The organism is Nocardia sp. NPDC005998, assembly GCF_040614395.1.
In the GTDB taxonomy this organism is placed as follows: Bacteria; Actinomycetota; Actinomycetes; order Mycobacteriales; family Mycobacteriaceae; genus Nocardia.
Window position 1 is genome coordinate 187929 of the sequence record NZ_JBEXUI010000010.1, and the last position, 19416, is coordinate 207344.

Consider the following 19416-nt stretch of genomic DNA (forward strand, 5'->3'; position numbering starts at 1 on the left):
TTGGAAGCCGGTGTGGTTACCCGACATTGTCGTCTCCCTTCTCGACGCTGGCCAGCGAGGCCGCGGTATCGCCGAGGAAGCGGTAGGTGAAAGTGGTCAGCAGTTCGATCGGGGTGCGCAGCAATGGCACCAGCACTGCGAGTGGCCAGCCATAGGCCGGGGTCAGTGTGCGCGGCTTCTTGACGATCGCCTTGGCGATGACACGCCCCGCCTGGCGGGCGGACTGCCCGGGTAGTGCGGAAATCCAGCCGCTGGGTGCGCTCATTCGGGTGAACATCGAACCGGCGTAGAAGGTCGTCAGCGTAACGCCGTCCGGGCGCGCCTCCATGCCGACCGCACGCATCCAGATATCGAAGGCCGCCTTCGATGACACATAGAACCCCCACTTCGGCGCGACCGGAAACATGACGGCCACGGTGGAGACGTTGACGATATGGCCGGATCCGCGTTCCCGCATGCTCGGCAGCAGCGCCAGCGTCAGCCGCATCGGTCCGAGGTAGTTCGCCGAAGTTGTGGTGTTCAGGTCCTTGGGGCGGTCATAGGACAGGTGGATCGACCGCCGCAGCGATTTACCCGCGTTGTGCACGAGGTAGTCGATGTGGCCGAACTGAGTCAGCACCTCCTCGGCGAAGGATTTGATGGAATCCTCGGATGCCAGGTCCAGCGGGATGGCGATGGCGCTACCGCCCGCGGCCTTGATCTCGGTGACGATGGTCTGCAGCTGCTCCGCCGACCGCGCGCCGAGGACGACGGTGGCGCCCGCGTCGCCGAGCATTCGGGCGGTGGCTTCGCCGAGACCGTAGGAGGCGCCGGTCACCACCGCGATCTTGCCAGCGACCTCGCGGCGCAACCGGTCGGGGTTGCGCAGGCCGCGCGGGCCGATCAGCCAGGCGACGCCCCGCCCTATCGGTCCGGCCGCCAGCCAGTTGTTCGGTCCATTGTCGAGAGATGTGCTCACTCGGAATGCTCCGTCTTCGTCATGGGTTGGGCGTGCTCGAGCAGCGCATTGATCGCGCGGGAGGAAAGTGGGGTGCCGGGATCGAGCGTCAGGACCGACTGTCCGGTGGTGTACAGGCTCGCGACCAGTAGTTCGCGCAATTGCACTCGACTGATGTCGCGGGTTCGCAGCCAATCGGCAACAGCGCCTTCGACGAAGGCCATCCAACCTGCCATGGCGGTGCGCGCGAGTGCGGTACCGGCACCGGCGGTAAGTTCCTGCATCATCGCCGTGACGAAGCGATCGATGTGTCGATGGTGCATTGCACGCAGCTCTTCGTCGGTCACCTGTGTCGATAGCGCGAGCGGTGAGCCCTCCCTGGCTTCGGCCTGATCGATGTAGAGGTCGAGACCGCGAATGAGCCGGGGAACGGCCGGACCGCGCAGCGCTTGGAGTTGGTTCCAGAAGTCGCTGTAGACGGCATCGGCCGCGGCGAGATAGAGGCCGCGTTTACCACCGAAGTGGTAGTTGATCAGGCCTATCGCGGTGCCTGCCCGCTGCGCGATCTCGGTGGTCGATACCTCGTCGAAACGCTTCGAGCCGAACACTTCGATTGCGGCATCCAGCAGGGCGGTGCGTGATTCGTCGCTACGGGAGGTTCCGCGACGCTTTGAACGCTTTTCAATATCGGTGGGCAGCCGCTCGCTTGGTTGAACAGTTTTCAACTCGGTGGCTTCGGACGTGGCGAGCAGGGTGGGTAATAGCCTCGCGACCGGACCGGTCGAGATCGTCGGATCGATCGTCCGTTGGATACTCAGCCCCAAACCCATGCTGAACACCGCCTGTGCGGTACCGGCCAAGAAGTCGGACGAGTCGCTGCCGGTCACACCGGCCAGCAGATCCGCGATCGCTGATCGCACCGCGGCCAGGTTCGCCGCGATCTGGTCGCGCAGCCGGGGATCGGTACGGCTGGTCAGCGTCAGTTCGAACTCGAGCTGGGTGAACCCGACATCGTCGATGCGCTTGCGTGCCCATTGCGTCAGTGCGGCGATGCGGTCCTCGGCCGAACCCCGCAGCTCGGCCACGGCGGTGATCTCCGCGAGTGCCTCGGTGTGGATCAGCTCGAGAACTTCCTGGCACAGCTCGTTCTTATTGCGGAAGTTGGAGTAGACCGCGCCCTTGGAGTAGCCCGCCGCCTCGGCGACCCGTGCCAGCGAGGTATTCGCCATGCCGTCGGCGATGAACAGATCGCGGGCGGTTCGGGCCAGGTCGGCGCGTGTTCGCGCCTGGCTTTCCGGTCGCGTCATCCTTGACATGGATTCAAGATACCATTGGTATCTGGATTCTGATAGTCTGCACAACACAACTCCGGCAATCTCGATCAAGAGGTGCAACGATGCGACTCTCGACGATCCCGAACCCGTTGAGCCTGCGTGGATCAGCGCGCAAGCACAAGCAGTTCTACCGCTCGCCGTCGTCGATCGATGGCGAGCCCGGTGGCCTGCTTCGGGCCGAGCCCGTCCGGGTGAAATTGCTGCCGGGTGTGCAGCTGCGGGTGCGGGCTTGGCGAGTGCTGTATCGCAGCAGCTCGGCAAATGGGGCGCCGATCGTGGTGTCCGGGACCGTGCTCGTGCCGCACGGGACGTACCAGGGGCCGCGGCCGTTGATCGGCTATGCCATCGGCACTCAGGGACATGCGCAGCGCTGTGCGCCTTCGCTGCAGCTCGCGGCCGGTCTGGAATACGAAACCCCGCTGATCACAAGGATATTGCGGCGCGGCTGGGCGGTCGCGCTGACGGACTACCCCGGACTCGGAACCGGCGGCGGTCACCCCTATATCGTGGGCCGCGCCCTCGGTCCCGCGGTCCTCGATTCGATGCGTGCCGCGCGCAATCTCGCCGATACGGGACTTGCCGAGGATGGCCCTGCCGCGCTGTTCGGATACTCCGAGGGAGGCACCGCCGCCGCGTGGGCCGCGCAGTTGCAGCCCACCTACGCGCCTGACATTCCGCTGGTCGCGGCCGCGGTGGGCGGTGTGTGCGCCGACCTCGAATACAGCGCCGACTTCCTGACCGGCGGCCGCTTCGCCTGGTTGCAGGCGTATGCGGCGGCCGGTCTCGATATCGCCTATCCCGAGCTGAGGCTGGCCCGCTACCTCAACGATCACGGCCATCGCATGTACCCGAAGCTGATCGACACCCACATCGTCGGCCAGCTAATCGCCCGCATGCCATACAAATTCGACCGGGCGCGCTATGTCGTCACCGATCCGCTCACCGACCCCGGCTGGCTGGCTCGGATGCGCGAGAACCGGCTCGGTGCACTGGCACCGGCCGCGCCGGTGCTGCTCACCCATGGCGCCGCCGATCAGGCGGTCGGCTACGAGCAGGCAATTCAGTTGCATGATGACTGGTCGCGCCTCGGCGTCGATGTGACCTTCCGCGGCTATCGCGGACTCGAACACCTCACCGCCGCGGTCGCGCACATCCGCACCGCGCTGCCGTGGCTCAGCGCGCACCTAGCCGACCATCGCGCGAACGACACAGGGACGCCCCCGATTACGGGCTTCGAAACCGCATGACGATGGGGCATGTGGGGGTGCCAGCGTGCCGGCTCCGCTGATTCGGCAGGCAGCCGAGGAGGCTATGCCTGGCGAGGATCTGTCCGTTTGGCTGCGGAGCCGCCAGTCATAGCCAGATGATATGTGGAATCGGTATCGCACCCGCGGTCCCGGCCGAGTTCGTTGTGTTCTCCATGACGTAGACGATGGCGCGACAGTACGTGCGGGTCTCGTGGCGAGGTCTGCGTAGCGCCCCGACAGGCAAGGAGTTTCCATGGCTATCGGCGACACCATGAGTGGATCCACCTTCGTTATCGATCTGGGAATGTTCCCGGTGGAAACGGTTCAGCAGATCAGTGAGCTGCAGTCGGCGCCCGTGCGCGGTGGTGAGATCACGATCATTCGCGGGTTGGACCGGAGCAGGGTGTTCACCGACTGGATCCACACAACCTTTACCAAGGGTGCCGCGGATGACGCTCGCCAGGACATCACGGTGACGGTGATGGACCCGAACAAGAATCCGGTCAAGCGGATTCGCTTATCGCGCGCATGGGCGTCGGATTGGCATGGACAGTCGCGGCAGGGCGGAGCGGACGAGTTGGCGACCGAAGCGGTGACGATCACCTACGAGGGCGTCGAGGTCGAGAACGCCTGAGTTTCGTCGTGAGCAGCTGACGGGGGTCGAGGTGCGCACTGACGCACCACCCTCGCCAGCTCGATCCCAGCAGGCTATGTAGTGGGCGCACCGCCGGAGTATTGGCGGCACAGCCGCTGCACCGCATATATGCTCGACCCCCACATCGCAGCAGACGATGATACGGCCCGACAGAACCGTCCATCCCCGGTCTAGGCCAAGGCAAGCCAGACCCGCAGCGCTCCGATAGACGAGCACCCGTTGCGAACGGCGGCAGCCAAGTCCTGTCCCCGCTCATATCCGACAATGCTGCGACCTGGCCACAGCCGGGCGACCGTGGTCGAACACTCGGCCCACGCGTCCTGAGCCGCAATACCATGCACGCACCAGCTCAACCCGCTCGATCACGAATCACATCGTGACAGACCCGCGTGAGCCCCGGCGCCGCCACCGACCCGACCCGAGCTGACTGCTGTCGAAATTCACGAACAACCGCCGTCAGAGACGGGATCTGGCCCAATTTTCGTGATGTCACGTCTGTGTTGTTCACTCGCTCAACAAGATTCGCAACTATCAAGGGCCCGTTAGCAATTCATGATGAGTCAATCACGCAATCCATGCCAGATCCAGCATTTTGGAGAGTCACCGACAGGGCGGCGGTGAGCCGCCAAGACCTCCACCGATGGTCGCGATCGGGTGATGGTACTCATGGTCCCTTCGAGGTGCTCATGGCGGGGAAAACACTGAATGCCGCTGGCGCTCAGGCGTAGTGGCTTGGGCTGTCCGGATGCGGGTGCGTGCGCCTTTGCCGGCGGGCGGTCAGTGTTCCGGGCGGCCGAACCAGCGGGTCGCGGCTTGTTGGAACGCTTCGGGATCGGGGCCATGGTCGTCCGCCCAGGCCACGATGCCGTCGGGCCGGATCAGTACGGCGCCGAGACCGAGGTTGTCGTGTACCGGGCCGGCCGCGTAATGGATCCGGCCTTGCCAACCCTGGGCTGCGTCCCGGAGTGCGTGGTCGGTGCTGAAGTCGAGCGCGACGCCGTGTCCTTGCTGTAGGAGGTCACCGAGGCGAGTGTCGTCGTCGAAGCGAAAGTCAGGGGCGGTGTGGCCGGCGCGGGGCTGTCGGCTGCCCAGGTCGTAGCGGTGGGCCAGTCCCGATGTTTTCCGGTACACGTGGGTGGTTCCGTCTGGGGTGCTCATCAGGTCGCGGACCAGCCGCTGCAGGGCGGGGGCATTGGGGCCCGGTTGCATGGTTGCGACCTGGGCCCGGGACCAGTCGAGAACAGACGCGCCGATGGGGTGGCGCTCGCTGGTGTAGGTGTCGAGCAGTCCGTCGGGCGCGTAGCCGTGCACGGTTGCCGCAAGCTTCCACCCGAGATTCATCGCGTCGCCGATGCCGAGGTTGAGTCCTTGGCCGCCGAGTGGGGAGTGGATGTGGGCGGCGTCGCCGGCGAGCAGGACGCGGCCGTTGCGGTAGGTCGTGACCTGCATGGCGCGGTCGGTGAAGCTGGAGGCGAGGTGGACCTCGGTCAGTGTCACCTCGGTGCCGGAGACCCGGCGCAGGACCGCTTGGAGGTGTTCGCGGGTCAGCGGCTGTGAGCGGTCGAATGTGGCGCCGTCGAAGTCCATCATGCCCAGGTGTCCTTCGAAGGGCGTGCGCAGGTACATACCGGTCGGTGTCAGGTTGAACCCGAGGCGCAACTGTTGCGGGTCGGCGAAGGTGACTTGTGCGACGTAGCCGGTGAACAGCGGCTCGGTGCCGACGAACTCGAAGCCTGCGAGCCGGCGTACCGCGCTGCGGCCGCCGTCGCATCCTACGAGCCACCGCGCCCGGTACTCGTGCCCGCCCGCTGTCGCGACAACGGCGTCGTCGTCCTGGGTCACTGCTGTGACGGGAACACCCCGGATGATCTGCGCACCGAGCGCGGCGGCCCGCTCCGCCAGCACCGTCGTGACCGCCTCGAGGCTGGTCATGATCGGTTCCATCGCCGGACTGGGCAGCCGGTGCGGGAGGGCGTCGGTTTCGATGTTGGTCGCGTCGAGCGTTATTCCCGCGAAGTGGCTCACATTCCGGGGAGGTGGGGTCTGGTCGGCATCGGGGGCGGCGCCGACCGCTGCCGCATCGACACCGGAAGCTTTCAGCAGTGCGTCCAGCATGCCGCGACGGTAGAACGCTTCGACGGAACCGGGGGTCAACCCGCGCAGCCCGAGTGGGAGTGTTTTCAACGGCGAGTCCGGGTCCAGGTCCTGCTCGAGTACCAGGACAGGACAACCGGCCAGCGCGAGTTCGCCGGCCAAGAACAGGCCGATCGGGCCGGCGCCCGCGATTATGACGTCATGCATGAAGAAATTCCTTCTGATTGTCGCTGACCCGATCGGATTCGACGGGTCAGCGCAGGTTGGTGATGCCGTCGAGGACGGCGGCGATGCCGGTGAGGAACTGTTCGCGGTCATCGTGCTCACGCATCTGGCCGGCGATCACGTGCATGAACGGGTAGTCGTCGGGATCGAGTTCCTGCCACGCGGTCGACACCGCGCCGAGGAAGTCGCCGCGGTCGGCCTGGGGGTCGATACCCGAGGTATCACCGTCCACACGGGCGTGCTGGCCTACGGCACCGAGGATGTAGTGCACCAGCGTCGAAGTCGCGTCGAACCACGCGGCTCGCGGCACACCCAGTGCCCCCACCTGCCGGCCGAACCGCTCGAAGATCCCCACCGTCACCGGCCCGCACGGATTGCGGGTGATCTGCAGGGCCAAGCGCGTGGCAAGCCACTGATGTTCGGCGATCGCGTCGAACAGGCCCAGCGCCACGGCGCGGATCTCGTCCCCCGCAGTAGTCCGGGTCCCGGCGGGCTCGGTGTCCAGCACAGTGCCGATGACTGTTTCGGTCGCGGCATCCAGCAACTCGTCTCGGGCGCCTACCTGGTAGTAGATCGCCCCGGTTCCGGTGGCCAGGCGCTCGGTCAGAGCCCGGACCGTCAGCGCGCTCTCGCCGCCGCCGTCGAGCAGCTCAATAGCGGTAGCGATGATCTGCTCACGGGAGAGCACCTGGTTGCGCCGCTGTGCCCGGCGCGCTCGTGTTGCCATGGCCCGATTCTGCCAGCATTTTTGGAGCATCGCACTAATTTGGATCAATGAACTAATTAAGGTATGTTTTCCACATGCCAGATACCCACTCCGGGGTCACCGCACGGGCCGCTGCGGCATCGCCGAAGCATCCCGGACCCCTGGTCATGCTTGTGCGAGTGCATGCGCGGCCGGATCAGATCGACGTAGCGCAACGGGCGCTGGAGAAGATCGCCGGTCCAACTCGCGCCAACCCCGACTGCCTGGAATTCCGTATCTTCCAGGACCGAGACGATCCGCAGTCGTTCACTCTTCTGGAACACTGGGTCAGCCTCGAGGCCAATATCGAACACGGCAAACGTGACTACATGGCCGAGTACATCGCCACGAAGGACCTGATCTTCGACGCATTCCGCGGCGAGTTCGTCCAGGAGATCTGCCCACCGGGTGCTGGTTCCTTTGCCGAAGCGCAATGAAACGCGACCGCGACTCGATCGCATCGGTCCGAGGCCAGAGCACCCCGCGACATCTTCAATGATCAAGTGGTAACGGCACCAGTCTCGCCAGCTGTCTTCGGCGGATTACGTAGCCCGCGAGCGCGATTCGCACTGGATGGCTTGATTGTTCGCCACCCGGATGAAGCCGTCCGCGAAACACTCAGTGACGCAACGGGATCGGCTACATTACATTCTTGTCGCGATCTGGCCGCGCAGGCGCTGGACCGCGTCGTCCATATGCTCGACCAGTAGGGTTCGCGCTCGGCGTACCGGGCCGGAGCCGATCGCGTCGCGCAATTCGACGTGCTCTTGGGCCTGCTCGCGCAGGTCTGGATAGGTTGTCTGCAAGGCGCCCAGGCACATGTGGGTCTCGATGAGCAGGGTGCGGGCGGCGCGGACGAGGCGTGGACTGCCCGCGCTCTCGACAAGGGCTTCGTGGAAGGCTTGGTCGGCGTCGGAAACTCCTGCGGCGTCGCCGGTTTCGGCGCATGCGCGCATGATGGTCACGCTGGGTTCGAGGGCGGTGTGGGCGATATCGCGGCGGCCGTCGAGGATCAGTGCGAGCGCGCCGCCTTCGATGGCGGTTCTGGCTCGGTAGATATCGACGACGTCGTCGATGGTGAGTTCGATGACGAAGATGCCGCGGTTGCGGATGCTGTAGAGCAGGCCCTCGGTGAGCAGTCGCTGCATGGCCTCGCGCACCGGACCGCGCGATACCCCGAATCGCGTTGCGAGATCGGCTTCCCCGAGTTGCGCACCGGGCGCGAGATTGCCGCGCATGATCGCCTCGCGCAGCCGGTCGGCGATCATTTCCGCCGTCGACTGCCGGTTCACCGGCTCGAAATCAACGACCGACATAGGTGTGCCTTTCCGAGAAGAGGGAGCCGAGCGCCGCAGCTGTCGGCACTTCGCCGATGAGTCGCAGACCCTCCCAGATGGTGACCTGATTGGCGGTCAACACGGTCTTGCCGAGCGCGGCCTCGAGCTCCGGGAGTACCGCGATGGTGTGCATGGCGGTGTCGGGAATCAGCAGGGCCTGTGCGTCCGGGTGATCGTTGGCGAGCGTCAGTTCGCGCACCTGCGCGGTGGTCAGTGTGCCGACCTCGGCGGCGGTGTCGATTCCTGCGCTCGACTGGGCGACCACCTCGATTCCGGCGTCGGCCAGGAAGTCGACGAACAGTCGCGCGACATCGTCCGGATAGCTCGCGGCGACCGCGACGCGCCGCACGCCGAGCGCCCGCGCGGCCCCGACGAAGGCGAGGCTGGTGCTTGATGCCGGTACCCCCGCTGCTGCGGCCAGCGCCCGCACCTGATCGCGTGCGCCCTGCGGCCCGTACACGAAGCTGCCCGAGGTGCAGGCCCACACGACCGCCGCGGGCCGCTCGGGCGCGAGCAATTCGGCCCCGTGGCGCAGCTTGTCTGGGCTGCCCAGATCGAGCAGTTCCGCAATGGCGTGCAGATCGGTGCCGTAGATATGGGCCACCGGCAGTCGCGCGCCGAGGACCGCGGCGGCCAGCGGGTAGTCGTCCTCGGCCGCGTGGTCGGGATAGATGAAGCCGACGGTGGGTGCCTGCATGCCTGTTCTTCCGTTCAGAAAACGTTGAGTAGCCACTTTCCCGGACCCATCATCGGCAGTTTCATCCGGCCCAGGCAGGCCCACATGGTGAGCTGATTGGCGGTGAGTACGGGTTTGCCGAGTGCCTGTTCGAGCGGCTCGATGACGTCGTAGGTCGGCAGGTTGGTGCAGCTGACGAAGATGGCCTGGGCGCGCGGATCGTCCGCGCCGACAATGCGTTCGGCGATGGTGCGGTAGTTCACCTTCCAGATGCCGCCGCCCAATCCGAGGTGGTCGGACCGGATGACCGTGCAGCCTGCCTCGGCGAGGAAGTCGTGCAGTTTGCCGGTGAGGATTTCGTCGTAGGGGGTGAGCACCGAAACCCTGCTGATATCCAGATGCCGAATCGCCTCGACGAGCGCGCCGGAGGTAGTGACGGCCTCCTGTGCTCCGGCGCGACAGATGGTGTCGCGCAATGACTTCTCGTAGGCAAGACCTCTGATGAAACTGCCCGAAGTGCACAGGTAGGCAACAACTTCCGGCTCCACGTGCAGTACGTCGCGGGTCGCGGCCGTCAGATGCACCGGGTTGGAGACCAGTTCGGCCATCGCCAGCGAAACCGGGACGGGTTCATAGGGGGTGCGGGCCAGATGCAGGCTGACGTCCAACGGAGCCCAGCGCCAGAGCTCACGTTCGAGTGCGAGGTCGAACGGTGCGATGATCCCGATACCCCGTTGTGCTACGGGCCCTTCGATATCGGGAAAGCCGAGTTCCAATGCGGCCCCTCTCGCGCTCAGCCGTTAGACCTCCGAGAACGATCGGATTGTTGACAATCATACGATGCGATTTTAGTGTGTCAATGTGGAACAGGGCCCGATTGTCACCGTCCTGCACAGTGACAGTGTGCCCGACGCGGACCTCATGGCCACCGTGGCCGAACGAGCCGAAGTGCGCTACACGCAGGCATCCGGACTCGCCGACGCGCTGCGCGGCGCCGAGGTGCTATTCGTCTACGACTTCCTGACTCGCGCGGTTCCCGGCGCCTGGCATGCGGCCGACCGGCTGCGCTGGCTACACATGGGTTCGACCGGGGTGGATCCGGTGATGTTCCCCGAACTGCGGGAAAGCGCGGTCGTGGTCACCAATACCCGCGGCGTATTCGACACTGCCATAGCGGAATACGTGCTGGGGCAGATCCTCGGTTTCGCCAAGGATCTGTCCGGATCGCTGCGGCTGCAGCAACGGCAGCAATGGCGGCATCGCGAATCCGAACGCATCGCAGGTGCCACCGTCTTGATCGTCGGCACCGGTTCGATCGGCCGATCCATCGCGCGATTGCTGCGTGCCGCCGGTATGCATGTGCGGGCGGTGGGTCGGCGTGCGCGGACCACCGACCCGGATTTCGGGGCGGTGAGCACCGACCTGCACGCGGAACTTCCCATTGCCGACTACGTCGTCGCGGTCGCACCGTTGACGCCGCGGACCCGGGAAATGTTCGACGCCAAGGCATTCGCGGCGATGAAACCGCATGCCAGGTTTGTCAATGTCGGCCGTGGGGAACTCGTTGTGACCGACGACCTCGTCGCCGCGCTCAGTTCCGGATCGATCGCCGGGGCGGCACTCGACGTGGTGGATCCGGAGCCGCTACCGGCGCGGCATCCGCTCTGGGATCTGCCGAATGTGCTTATCACTCCGCATAATTCGGGTGATTTCAGCGGCTGGCGAACCGAGGTGGTCACCGCATTCACCGCCAACTTCGACAATTGGATCGCCGGTCGGCCGTTGGACAACGTGGTCGATAAAGCGCTGGGGTACGTGCCCGGCTGAAGGAGCCAATGCCATGAGTTCCCCCCGTATCAACAGCAGCACCCGACCGGCCGAGATGACCGCCGTCGAGTTGGTCTCGGCCTACGCGGCCGGCACCCTCTCGCCGGTCGAGGCGACCGAGGCGGTCCTCGACGCGATCGCGGCGCGTGACGGCGAGCTGAATGCCTTCTGCCTGGTCGATCCCGATCGTGCACTGGTACAGGCCAAAGATTCACAGGCGCGCTGGAATTCGGGCTACGCCCGCGGGCTGCTCGACGGTGTGCCGATCTCGATCAAGGACATCTTCCTGACCGAGGGCTGGCCCACCCGACGCGGCAGCACCTCGGTCGATCCGCGGGGGCCATGGCAGGTGGACAGCCCGGTCGTGGCCCGGCTGCGCGAGGACGGCATGGTCTTCCTCGGAAAGACGACAACGCCCGAAATCGCCTGGAAGGCGGTCACCGACAGCCCGCTGACCGGTATCACCCGCAACCCCGCCGATCCGGCGACTACCTCGGGTGGCTCCTCGGGTGGCAGTGCGGCCGCGGTGGCGGCGGGCCTGGGGCCGGTTTCGGTTGGCACCGATGGCGGCGGCAGCATTCGCATTCCGGCCGCGTTCTGCGGCATTGTCGGCTTCAAGCCGACGCACGGCCGGGTGCCGCTGTACCCGGCGAGTCCGTTCGGTCTGCTCGCGCATGCGGGGCCGATGACCAGGACGGTCGAGGATGCGGCACTGCTGATGGACATTCTGTCGCTGCCCGATCCGCGCGATCCGACCGCGCTGCCGCCCACGGTGACTACCTTCCGCGGCCAGATGTCGCGCGAGGTGCGCGGGCTCACCGTCGCCTATTCGCCGACCCTTGGTTATGCCCAGGTCGATCCGGAGGTCGCCGCGGTGGTGGATGCGGCGGTGCGGCGATTGGCCGAAGCCGAGCTACGGGTCGTCGAGACGGATCCGGACTTCGCGGATCCGCGCGAGGCGTTCGAGGTGCTATGGGCCGCCGGTGCGGCCACCATGCTGGCCAAGTTCCCGGACGGTGCGCGCGAACAGGTGGACCAGGGGCTGCGCGCGGTCTGGGAGCGCGGCGAATCCATCAGTGCCGTCGACTATCTCGATGCCCGCGATGTCGCCGCCCGACTCGGCATCGCCATGGGCGCGTTCCACAGCACCTACGATGTGCTGATCACGCCGACGATGCCGATCACCGCATTCGAGGCGGGCCACGACGTCCCGCCGGGCAGCGGCCTGGACAGTTGGCCGCAGTGGACGCCGTTCACCTATCCGTTCAATATGACCCAGCAACCCGCGATCAGCATTCCTGCGGGCACCACCGCCGCGGGGCTGCCGGTCGGACTGCAGATCGTCGGCCCGCGCCATTCCGACGATCTGGTCCTGGCTGTCGCCCGGTACGCCGAGTACGTCCTGGGGTCGTAGCCGTCAGGCGCGGGCGAATGCCAGGGTTTCGCCTTGGACGCCGTGCAGCCAGAGGGCGTTGCAGGCGTCCGCGATATCGGTCAGCCCCGTCTCGATGGTGGCGAAGACATTTCCGGGCACCCAGCCGAGGTCGCCATTGATGAGCAGATTGTTGCGGCCGTAGAACAGCGCGAGATCGGTGGCGCCCTGCTCGTGGTGCGCCGTCGTGCCCGGCTCGTAGCCGTAGGCCGGGTTGCCGATCTCCCACGGTTCGAAATCGAATAGGCAGACATCGCCCGGAATGGGTGTGACGGTGGGGTTTTCCCGATGTGGTGCCGCGGCGATCCGTGGCACCAGCGTGTACACCTCATTGCGGGCGTACTTGGCGTGGAACGCGTCGCCCTCCCGCGGCAGGGCATCCCAGACCGCGGCGCAGGTCTGTGGCGCCTCGGCGTCGAGCAGTCGGGCGCGGCAGCTCACGCCCGCCTTGGTCAGTGTGATGGTGATGTAGCGGGGCATCGGTGTGGTCTCCTGGTCATCCGGGGAGTTCGGCGAGAACGGTGGACCAGATCGCGAGCGCATCGTCGATCTGAGTATCGGTCACGATCAGCGGCGGAATCATTCGCACCACATTCATATGCGCACCGCAGGTAAGCAGCAGCAGGCCCTTGTCGACCGCGAGCCGCTGCGCCGCTGCGGCCGTCGCGGCATCGGGTTCGCCTGTCGCGGTGGTGAATTCGGCGGCGCAGAGCAGTCCGAGGCCGCGTACATCGCCGATCGCCTTGGTGGCGCTGGCGCGCATTCCGGCCAGCAGCTGCGCACCGCGTGCGGCGGCGTTGTCCACCAAATGCTCCGATTCGATCACCTCGAGTGTGGCGATCGCCGCCGCACAGGACACCGCATTGCCGCCGTAGGTTCCGCCCTGGGATCCCGGCCACGCCTTGCTCATCAGCTCCCGTGACGCCGCGATGCCGGATAGCGGGAATCCGCTGGCCAGGCCCTTCGCAATGGTGATGACATCGGGGCGGACGCCGAAGTGCTGATGTCCGAAGAACTTTCCGGTCCGGCCGAAACCGGTCTGGATCTCGTCGAAGACGAGCAGGATGCCGTGCCGGTCCGCGCGCTCGCGCAGTCCGCGGAAGAACGTGCTGTTGCCCGGGACGTATCCGCCCTCGCCGAGCATCGGCTCGACCACGAACGCGGCGGTATCGGCGGGGGAGGTGACGGTGGCGAAGAGGTAGTCCAGTTCGCGCAGCGCGAAGGCGGTGGCCTCGGCCTCGGTCCAGCCGTAGCGGAACGCGGTCGGGAACGGTGCGACGTGCACACCGGACATGAGCGGACTGAATCCGGCGGAGAAGCGGGTGCCCGAGGTCGTCATGGTCGCGGCCGCGACGGTGCGCCCGTGGAATCCGCCGTGGAAGACAATGAGATTCGGTCGTCCGGTCGCCTGACGGACCAGGCGCAGCGCGGCCTCGACCGCCTCGCTGCCCGAGTTGGCGAAGAACAGCGTATCCAGGCCCTCCGGCAGTACGGTCGCCAGCCGCTCGGTGAGTTCGAGCAGCGGACGGTGCATGACGGTGGTGTATTGGCCGTGGATCAGGCTGGCCACCTGTGCCTGGGCCGCCGCGACCACATGGGGGTGGCAGTGTCCGGTGCTGGTCACGCCGATACCCGCGGTGAAGTCGAGATAGCGGCGGCCGTCGGTGCCGTAGAGATAGCAGCCCGATCCGTGGTCGACGACTACCGGGGTGGCCTGCTTGAGAACGGGGGATAGCTCGGTCATGGTGATCCGCCTCCCGGGGCGTGCATCCGCTGATGTCTATTGTCGGATTGTTGACAATATGCATAACATGAGCGCGGGGGTCGCAGCAATGGCCAGAGGCTGCGTCATGACGGAAAAGGAGCCCGCGCCATGCTCATCCAGACCACCCTGACCGCGGCCGAACGCGCCGCGATCGATACGGTGCCGACGGGTCTGTTCATCGATGGACGGTGGCGCGCCGCGTCGGGCACGCTGCCGGTGACCGATCCGGCGACTGGGCAGTTGCTCTGTGCGGTGGCCGATGCCGATCCGGATGCCGGGATGGACGCCCTGGCCGCGGCCGATCGGGCGCAGGCGGACTGGGCGCGGACGTCGCCGAGGCAGCGCAGCGACATCCTCATGCGCGCGCACCGGGCGCTGCTCGCCGATACCGAACGCCTCGCGCTGATCATGACGCTGGAAATGGGTAAGCCATTGGCCGAGGCGCGCGGTGAGATCGCCTATGCGGCAGAGTTTTTCCGCTGGTTCGCCGAGGAGGCGGTACGCCTCGACGGCGGGTATATGCCCGCCCCGGCGGGCGATTCGCGCTTCCTGGTGACCAGACAGCCGGTCGGTCCCAGCCTGCTCATCACGCCGTGGAACTTCCCGCTGGCCATGGGCACCCGCAAGATCGGTCCCGCACTGGCCGCCGGATGCACCTGTGTGGTGAAACCCGCTGAGCAGACGCCACTTTCGATGCTGGCGCTGGCCGACATCCTGGACCAGGCCGGTGTGCCCGCCGGTGTCGTCAATGTGATCACCACCGCCGACCCGGGGGCGGTGATGACACCGCTGATTCTGGACAGCCGTTCGCGCAAGCTGTCGTTCACCGGTTCCACCGCCGTCGGCAAGCTGCTGCTCGAACACTGCGCGCGGACGGTCATGCGCACGTCGATGGAACTCGGTGGCAATGCGCCGTTCATCGTGTTCGACGACGCGGATCTCGACGAGGCCGTCGCGGGCGCGCTCGCCGCGAAGATGCGCAATATCGGGCAGGCGTGCACCGCGGCGAATCGAATCTTCGTGCAGCGCAGCATCGCTGACGAATTCGCCGCCCGGCTCACCGACCGGGTGGCGGCGCTGCCGATGGGGCGGGGAACCGAGTCGGGAGTCGTCGTCGGTCCGCTGATCGATGCCGACGCGGTGGCGAAGGTGGTGCGTTTGGTCGCCGATGCCGTCCGCCGCGGCGCCACGGTGCGCATCGGCGGTGCGCCGCCGGACGGGCCGGGGAACTTCTATCCCGCGACGGTATTGACCGGTGTGCCGGATGACGCCGAGATGTGCCGGACCGAAATCTTCGGACCGGTAGCGGCGATCGGCACCTTCGATACCGAGGCCGAGGTCATCGCGCGGGCCAACAACACACCGTATGGATTGGTGGGCTATGTCTTCACCGAGAATCTGCGGCGCGGACTGCGGGTGTGCGAGGCGCTGGAAACCGGCATGGTCGGGCTGAATCAGGGGGTCGTATCGAATCCCGCAGCGCCATTCGGCGGTGTGAAGGAATCGGGGTTGGGCCGGGAGGGCGGACTGATCGGAATCGATGAATTCCTGGAGACCAAGTACATCGGAGTGCGGTTGTGACGGCGGGATCGCTGCGGGACGACGGTGGGCGCTATCGCATCGCGACCATTCCCGGTGACGGCATCGGCGTCGATGTCACCGCCGAGGCCGTCGGGGTGCTCGACGCGGTGCTGCCGGGTATCGAATGGACCGAATTCGACTGGTCCTGTGCGAACTACCTGCGCACCGGAACGATGATGCCCGCGGATGCGCCCGAGCAACTGGCCGGATTCGACGCGATTCTGCTCGGTGCGGTCGGCTTTCCCGGTGTGCCCGACCATATTTCGCTGTGGGGGTTGCTCATTCCGCTGCGTCGAGCGTTCGGCCAGTACGTCAACCTGCGTCCGGTGCGGCTGCTGCCCGGCACCGAATCGGCCTTGCGCGGCCGCAGCCCGGAGGATCTGGACATTCTGATCGTGCGCGAGAACTCCGAGGGCGAATACTCCGCGATCGGGGGCATGCACCATCCGGGTCGCCGGGACGAATTCGTAAGGCAGGAAGCCATTTTCACGCGGGTCGGCTGTGAACGGATCATTCGCTACGCCTTCGAACGCGCCGCCGAGCGCGACGGCCAATTGTGCTCGGCCACCAAATCGAATGGTCTACTGCATTCGATGCCATACTGGGACAGCATATTCGAGCGAATCGCCGCCGAGTTTCCGCAGGTGGTGACCAGGCAGATGCATGTCGACGCGCTGGCCGCCGAAATCGTGCTGCATCCGGATCGGCTCGATGTGATCGTCGGGTCGAATCTGTTCGGCGATATCCTGTCCGATCTCGCCGCCGCCGTGACCGGTGGGCTCGGCCTCGCGCCATCGGGCAATATCAATCCCGAGCGGACGGCGCCGTCGATGTTCGAGGCGGTGCACGGCAGCGCGCCCGATATTGCCGGGCAGGGCATCGCGAATCCGGTTGCGCAGATCCTTGCCGGGGCAATGCTGCTGGAGCATTTGGGTGAGCACAGCGCCGCCGCCGCGGTGGATCGCGCGGTCTGTGATGTGTTGCGCGAAGGTAGCATTCGCACACCGGATCTCGGGGGCACCGCGACGACCAACGAGTTCGGCAGTTTGATCGCGCGCCGTGCGGCGGAATTGGTGAAGACCGGTTCGGTGCTGGCGGAACCCTAGATCTGTATGGTTCTGTCCTGGTGTACGGCAATAGTTTTCGGAAATAACCGGCCTGAATCAAGTAGAACTTCACCAGATTCGTCATGTGACCGCAAAGAAGTCGACCGGACGATCGCAAAGTTCATTCGCAACCATGGATCGACTCGCGTGTCTGCGGAAGGACGGGTCATGAGGATCGAATTCGGGGGTGCGCGCGGTCGGTTGCGTCGCGCCATGGCGGCAGCGGTGGCCGCGGCCAGCCTGGTGGTGGTAGCGGGCTGTGGTCTGGGCGGCGACGATGCGGCGGCGGTGACCTATGAGGACGCGAAATCGTCCGGCAAGATCAAGGTCGGCTTCGCCAATGAGGCGCCGTGGGCCTTCCTCGGCGCGGACGGTCAGCTGACCGGATATGCGCCGACCGTCGCCCGCGCGGTATTGCAGAAGCTCGGTATCAATGAAATCGAGGGTGTGGTCACCGATTTCGATGGACTGATCGACGGCGTCCGGGCGAAGAACTACGCATTCGTCGCAGCCGGGATGTTCATCAATCCGAAGCGGTGCCAGAGCTCGGCGTTCGCCACGCCCGACTATCAGGTGGGTTCGGCATTCCTGGTGCCGGCGGGCAATCCGCGCAATATCAGCCGCTTCGAGGACATCACGCGGGAGAACGTCCGGATCGCCACCCTCGGTGGTGCCGTCGAGAACGGTTATGCCCAAACCTCGGGCGTGCCAACGCAACTCGTCGAGCCGATGGCCAAACAGGACGACATCCTGCGTGCGGTGCGCAATAAGGATGTGTACGGCGCGGCGATGCTCGACGTCACCGCCTCCTGGCTGGTGAAGAACAATCCGGACGCCGGACTGCAGGTCGGCCCGTCCTTCCGATTCGGCAGCCGTCCGGATGTGGGCACCTTCAACTTCCGTATCGGCGACGATAAATTCCGCGAGGACTTCAACCGCGAACTGCGCGCACTGCACGAAAGCGGCGAATGGCTGAAGCTGGTCGAGCCGTTCGGTCTGACCAAGGCGAACGAGGCGGACCCGGCCGCGACCGCCGAACAGTACTGCACGGCTTGACCTCGTGTCGTCGCATTTCTCGACCTACCTCGAGCGGGTACTCCAGGGTCTTCCTTTCACGCTGTGGGCGGCGGTCGGCGGTATCGCGCTGACCCTCGTGCTGTCCTTCGCCGCCGGTATCGCGATGCTGTCGCCGTCACTGCCCGTGCGGTTCGTCACGCGCATTTATGTCGAGGGATTCCGGGGCAGCTCGGAAGTGGTGCAGCTGTTCTTCTTCGCGGTGGCGATACCGATCTTCTTCGGGGTATCGCTGGGCGCAACGGCGAAGGGGCTGCTGGTCATCGGCATAATCGTGCTCGGTCTCAACCACGGCGCCTACGGCGCCGAAATCGTGCGGGGCGCTATCGGATCCGTGCCCAAGTCACAGGTCGAGGCCGCGATTGCGCTGAATCTGTCACCGGCGCAACGCATGTGGCGGGTGATCCTGCCGCAGGCGGTAGTGGAGATGTTGCCGTCGTTCAATAATCTGTTCATCCAGTTGGTGAAAGCGACTGCGCTGCTGAGCTTCATCGCGGTGCCCGAGGTGTTCAAAAAGGCCGATGAACTGCGTGCGGTGCCCGCGTTCTCCCGCGAGCTCGGTGTCATCTACGCGATCCAGTTGGTGGTGTATCTGTTCATCGCGGTGGTTGTCACGGTGATCATGCGGGTGCTGGAGCGACTGGCGGCGCGGCGGGTCGGGCGGCGGCCGAAGCGGTCGAGCATCGGACTTTCGACGCGGGTGGGGGTCTGATGGAGAAATGGCGGTGGGACCGCTTTTTCGATGCCTTTCCCTTCATCTGGGACGGGCTGCTCGTCACCATCGAGTACACCCTGCTCGGATCGGTGGTCGCATATGTGCTCGGTCTGATTTTCGCGGTGCTGCGGCGGCTGCGGATTCCAGTGGTCGATCAGCTGTTGTGGGCGTTCATCGAATTCATCCGCAGCACACCGCTTTTGGTGCAGATCTTCGTGCTCTACTGGGTGGTGCGGCCGGATCTGCTCGGTGGACTGTCCGTCGACACCCAGCGTCTGCTGGTCGGTGTGACCGCGCTCGGCGTGCACTATGCCTGCTACACCTCGGAGGTATTCCGCGCTGGCATCGACGCAGTGCCCGCAGCGCAATGGGAGGCGGCCACGGCCTTGAATCTGCCGCGCACCCGCACCTGGATCGATGTGATCCTCCCGCAGGCGGTGCCGCGGGTGCTGCCCGCGCTCGGCAATTACACGATCGCCATGTTCAAAGAGGTGCCGCTGCTGTCCTCGATCGTCATCCTCGACATGGTCTATCAGGTCAAAACCGAGTATGCCGCCGATACCGGTGGCGCCGGGCCCGAGGCGTGGTTCGCGGCCGGTCTGACCTTTCTCGCACTGAGCTATCCGTGCTCGATCCTGGTACGAAAGTTGGAACGACGTGTCTGAA

At 65.7% G+C, this 19416-nt stretch carries 19 protein-coding genes; 10 read left to right on the forward strand and 9 right to left on the reverse strand.

Annotated features, from left to right (window positions below; all coding sequences use genetic code 11):
- Positions 1–16: 16 nt before the first annotated feature.
- Positions 17–958: an SDR family NAD(P)-dependent oxidoreductase gene (locus tag ABZ293_RS16900; protein ID WP_355181489.1), complete on the reverse strand. Its 942-nt coding sequence runs from the start codon at positions 956–958 to the stop codon at positions 17–19.
- Positions 955–2253 carry a TetR/AcrR family transcriptional regulator gene (locus ABZ293_RS16905; protein WP_355181491.1) on the reverse strand — a complete coding sequence of 433 codons (1299 nt, stop codon included), beginning with the start codon at positions 2251–2253 and terminating at the stop codon, positions 955–957. The genes ABZ293_RS16900 and ABZ293_RS16905 overlap by 4 nt, the downstream gene beginning before the upstream one ends.
- 80 nt (positions 2254–2333) lie before the next feature.
- Between ABZ293_RS16905 and ABZ293_RS16910 the strand changes: the two genes are divergently transcribed.
- Both ABZ293_RS16910 and ABZ293_RS16915 read left to right on the forward strand, forming a co-directional pair.
- The gene (locus ABZ293_RS16910) at positions 2334–3518 is read left to right on the forward strand and encodes a lipase family protein (RefSeq protein ID WP_355181493.1); all 1185 of its coding nucleotides are present in this window, start codon (positions 2334–2336) and stop codon (positions 3516–3518) included.
- A gap of 253 nt (positions 3519–3771) precedes the next feature.
- Entirely contained in the window at positions 3772–4152 is a 381-nt protein-coding gene (locus tag ABZ293_RS16915) for a phage tail protein (protein WP_355181495.1), read from the forward strand.
- 798 nt (positions 4153–4950) lie between these two features.
- Here the strand turns inward: ABZ293_RS16915 and ABZ293_RS16920 are convergent.
- Together ABZ293_RS16920 and ABZ293_RS16925 are read right to left on the reverse strand one after the other, a co-directional pair.
- Positions 4951–6474 carry an FAD-dependent oxidoreductase gene (locus ABZ293_RS16920; RefSeq protein WP_355181497.1) on the reverse strand — a complete coding sequence of 508 codons (1524 nt, stop codon included), beginning with the start codon at positions 6472–6474 and terminating at the stop codon, positions 4951–4953.
- Positions 6475–6520: 46 nt separating this feature from the next.
- On the reverse strand, positions 6521–7219 hold the full coding sequence (locus ABZ293_RS16925; protein WP_355181499.1) for a TetR/AcrR family transcriptional regulator C-terminal domain-containing protein: 699 nt from the start codon (positions 7217–7219) through the stop codon (positions 6521–6523).
- A gap of 74 nt (positions 7220–7293) precedes the next feature.
- On the opposite strand from ABZ293_RS16925, the gene ABZ293_RS16930 reads away from it, so the two are divergent.
- Positions 7294–7674, forward strand: a complete 381-nt coding sequence (locus tag ABZ293_RS16930; RefSeq protein ID WP_355181501.1) for a putative quinol monooxygenase — start codon at positions 7294–7296, stop codon at positions 7672–7674.
- Positions 7675–7881: 207 nt separating this feature from the next.
- Here the strand turns inward: ABZ293_RS16930 and ABZ293_RS16935 are convergent, their stop codons facing one another.
- The 3 genes from ABZ293_RS16935 to ABZ293_RS16945 are packed head-to-tail and all read right to left on the reverse strand — an operon-like array spanning position 7882 to position 10026.
- Positions 7882–8553, reverse strand: a complete 672-nt coding sequence (locus ABZ293_RS16935; protein ID WP_355181503.1) for a GntR family transcriptional regulator — start codon at positions 8551–8553, stop codon at positions 7882–7884.
- The gene (locus ABZ293_RS16940) at positions 8540–9271 is read right to left on the reverse strand and encodes a maleate cis-trans isomerase (RefSeq protein ID WP_355181505.1); all 732 of its coding nucleotides are present in this window, start codon (positions 9269–9271) and stop codon (positions 8540–8542) included. Before ABZ293_RS16940 ends, ABZ293_RS16935 begins: the two co-directional genes overlap by 14 nt.
- A 14-nt stretch (positions 9272–9285) precedes the next feature.
- A complete protein-coding gene (locus ABZ293_RS16945; RefSeq protein ID WP_354953770.1) occupies positions 9286–10026 on the reverse strand; it encodes an Asp/Glu/hydantoin racemase in 741 nt (246 codons plus the stop codon).
- 85 nt (positions 10027–10111) lie between these two features.
- Here ABZ293_RS16945 and ABZ293_RS16950 point away from each other — a divergent pair, with 85 nt between their 5' ends.
- Both ABZ293_RS16950 and ABZ293_RS16955 read left to right on the forward strand, forming a co-directional pair.
- Entirely contained in the window at positions 10112–11077 is a 966-nt protein-coding gene (locus ABZ293_RS16950) for a D-2-hydroxyacid dehydrogenase (protein ID WP_355181507.1), read from the forward strand.
- Positions 11078–11105: 28 nt separating this feature from the next.
- Positions 11106–12491, forward strand: coding sequence for an amidase (locus ABZ293_RS16955; protein ID WP_355181569.1), 1386 nt, complete (start codon positions 11106–11108; stop codon positions 12489–12491).
- 3 nt (positions 12492–12494) lie between these two features.
- On the opposite strand, the gene ABZ293_RS16960 is transcribed toward ABZ293_RS16955, so the two are convergent.
- Both ABZ293_RS16960 and ABZ293_RS16965 read right to left on the reverse strand, forming a co-directional pair.
- Positions 12495–12989 carry a DUF3830 family protein gene (locus ABZ293_RS16960; protein ID WP_355181509.1) on the reverse strand — a complete coding sequence of 165 codons (495 nt, stop codon included), beginning with the start codon at positions 12987–12989 and terminating at the stop codon, positions 12495–12497.
- Between the two features lie 16 nt (positions 12990–13005).
- Entirely contained in the window at positions 13006–14253 is a 1248-nt protein-coding gene (locus ABZ293_RS16965) for an aminotransferase class III-fold pyridoxal phosphate-dependent enzyme (RefSeq protein WP_355181511.1), read from the reverse strand.
- A gap of 129 nt (positions 14254–14382) precedes the next feature.
- Here ABZ293_RS16965 and ABZ293_RS16970 point away from each other — a divergent pair, with 129 nt between their 5' ends.
- From ABZ293_RS16970 to ehuD, 5 genes are all read left to right on the forward strand, one after another.
- Complete coding sequence (locus ABZ293_RS16970; RefSeq protein ID WP_355181513.1) at positions 14383–15855, forward strand: NAD-dependent succinate-semialdehyde dehydrogenase; 1473 nt, start codon at positions 14383–14385, stop codon at positions 15853–15855.
- A complete protein-coding gene (locus tag ABZ293_RS16975) occupies positions 15852–16961 on the forward strand; it encodes a tartrate dehydrogenase (protein WP_355181515.1) in 1110 nt (369 codons plus the stop codon). Before ABZ293_RS16970 ends, ABZ293_RS16975 begins: the two co-directional genes overlap by 4 nt.
- Before the next feature lie 168 nt (positions 16962–17129).
- Complete coding sequence (gene ehuB, locus ABZ293_RS16980; protein ID WP_355181517.1) at positions 17130–18017, forward strand: ectoine/hydroxyectoine ABC transporter substrate-binding protein EhuB; 888 nt, start codon at positions 17130–17132, stop codon at positions 18015–18017.
- 4 nt (positions 18018–18021) lie between these two features.
- On the forward strand, positions 18022–18747 hold the full coding sequence (locus tag ABZ293_RS16985; protein WP_355181519.1) for an amino acid ABC transporter permease: 726 nt from the start codon (positions 18022–18024) through the stop codon (positions 18745–18747).
- A complete protein-coding gene (gene ehuD / locus ABZ293_RS16990) occupies positions 18747–19415 on the forward strand; it encodes an ectoine/hydroxyectoine ABC transporter permease subunit EhuD (protein WP_354953726.1) in 669 nt (222 codons plus the stop codon). Before ABZ293_RS16985 ends, ehuD begins: the two co-directional genes overlap by 1 nt.
- Position 19416: the final 1 nt, after the last annotated feature.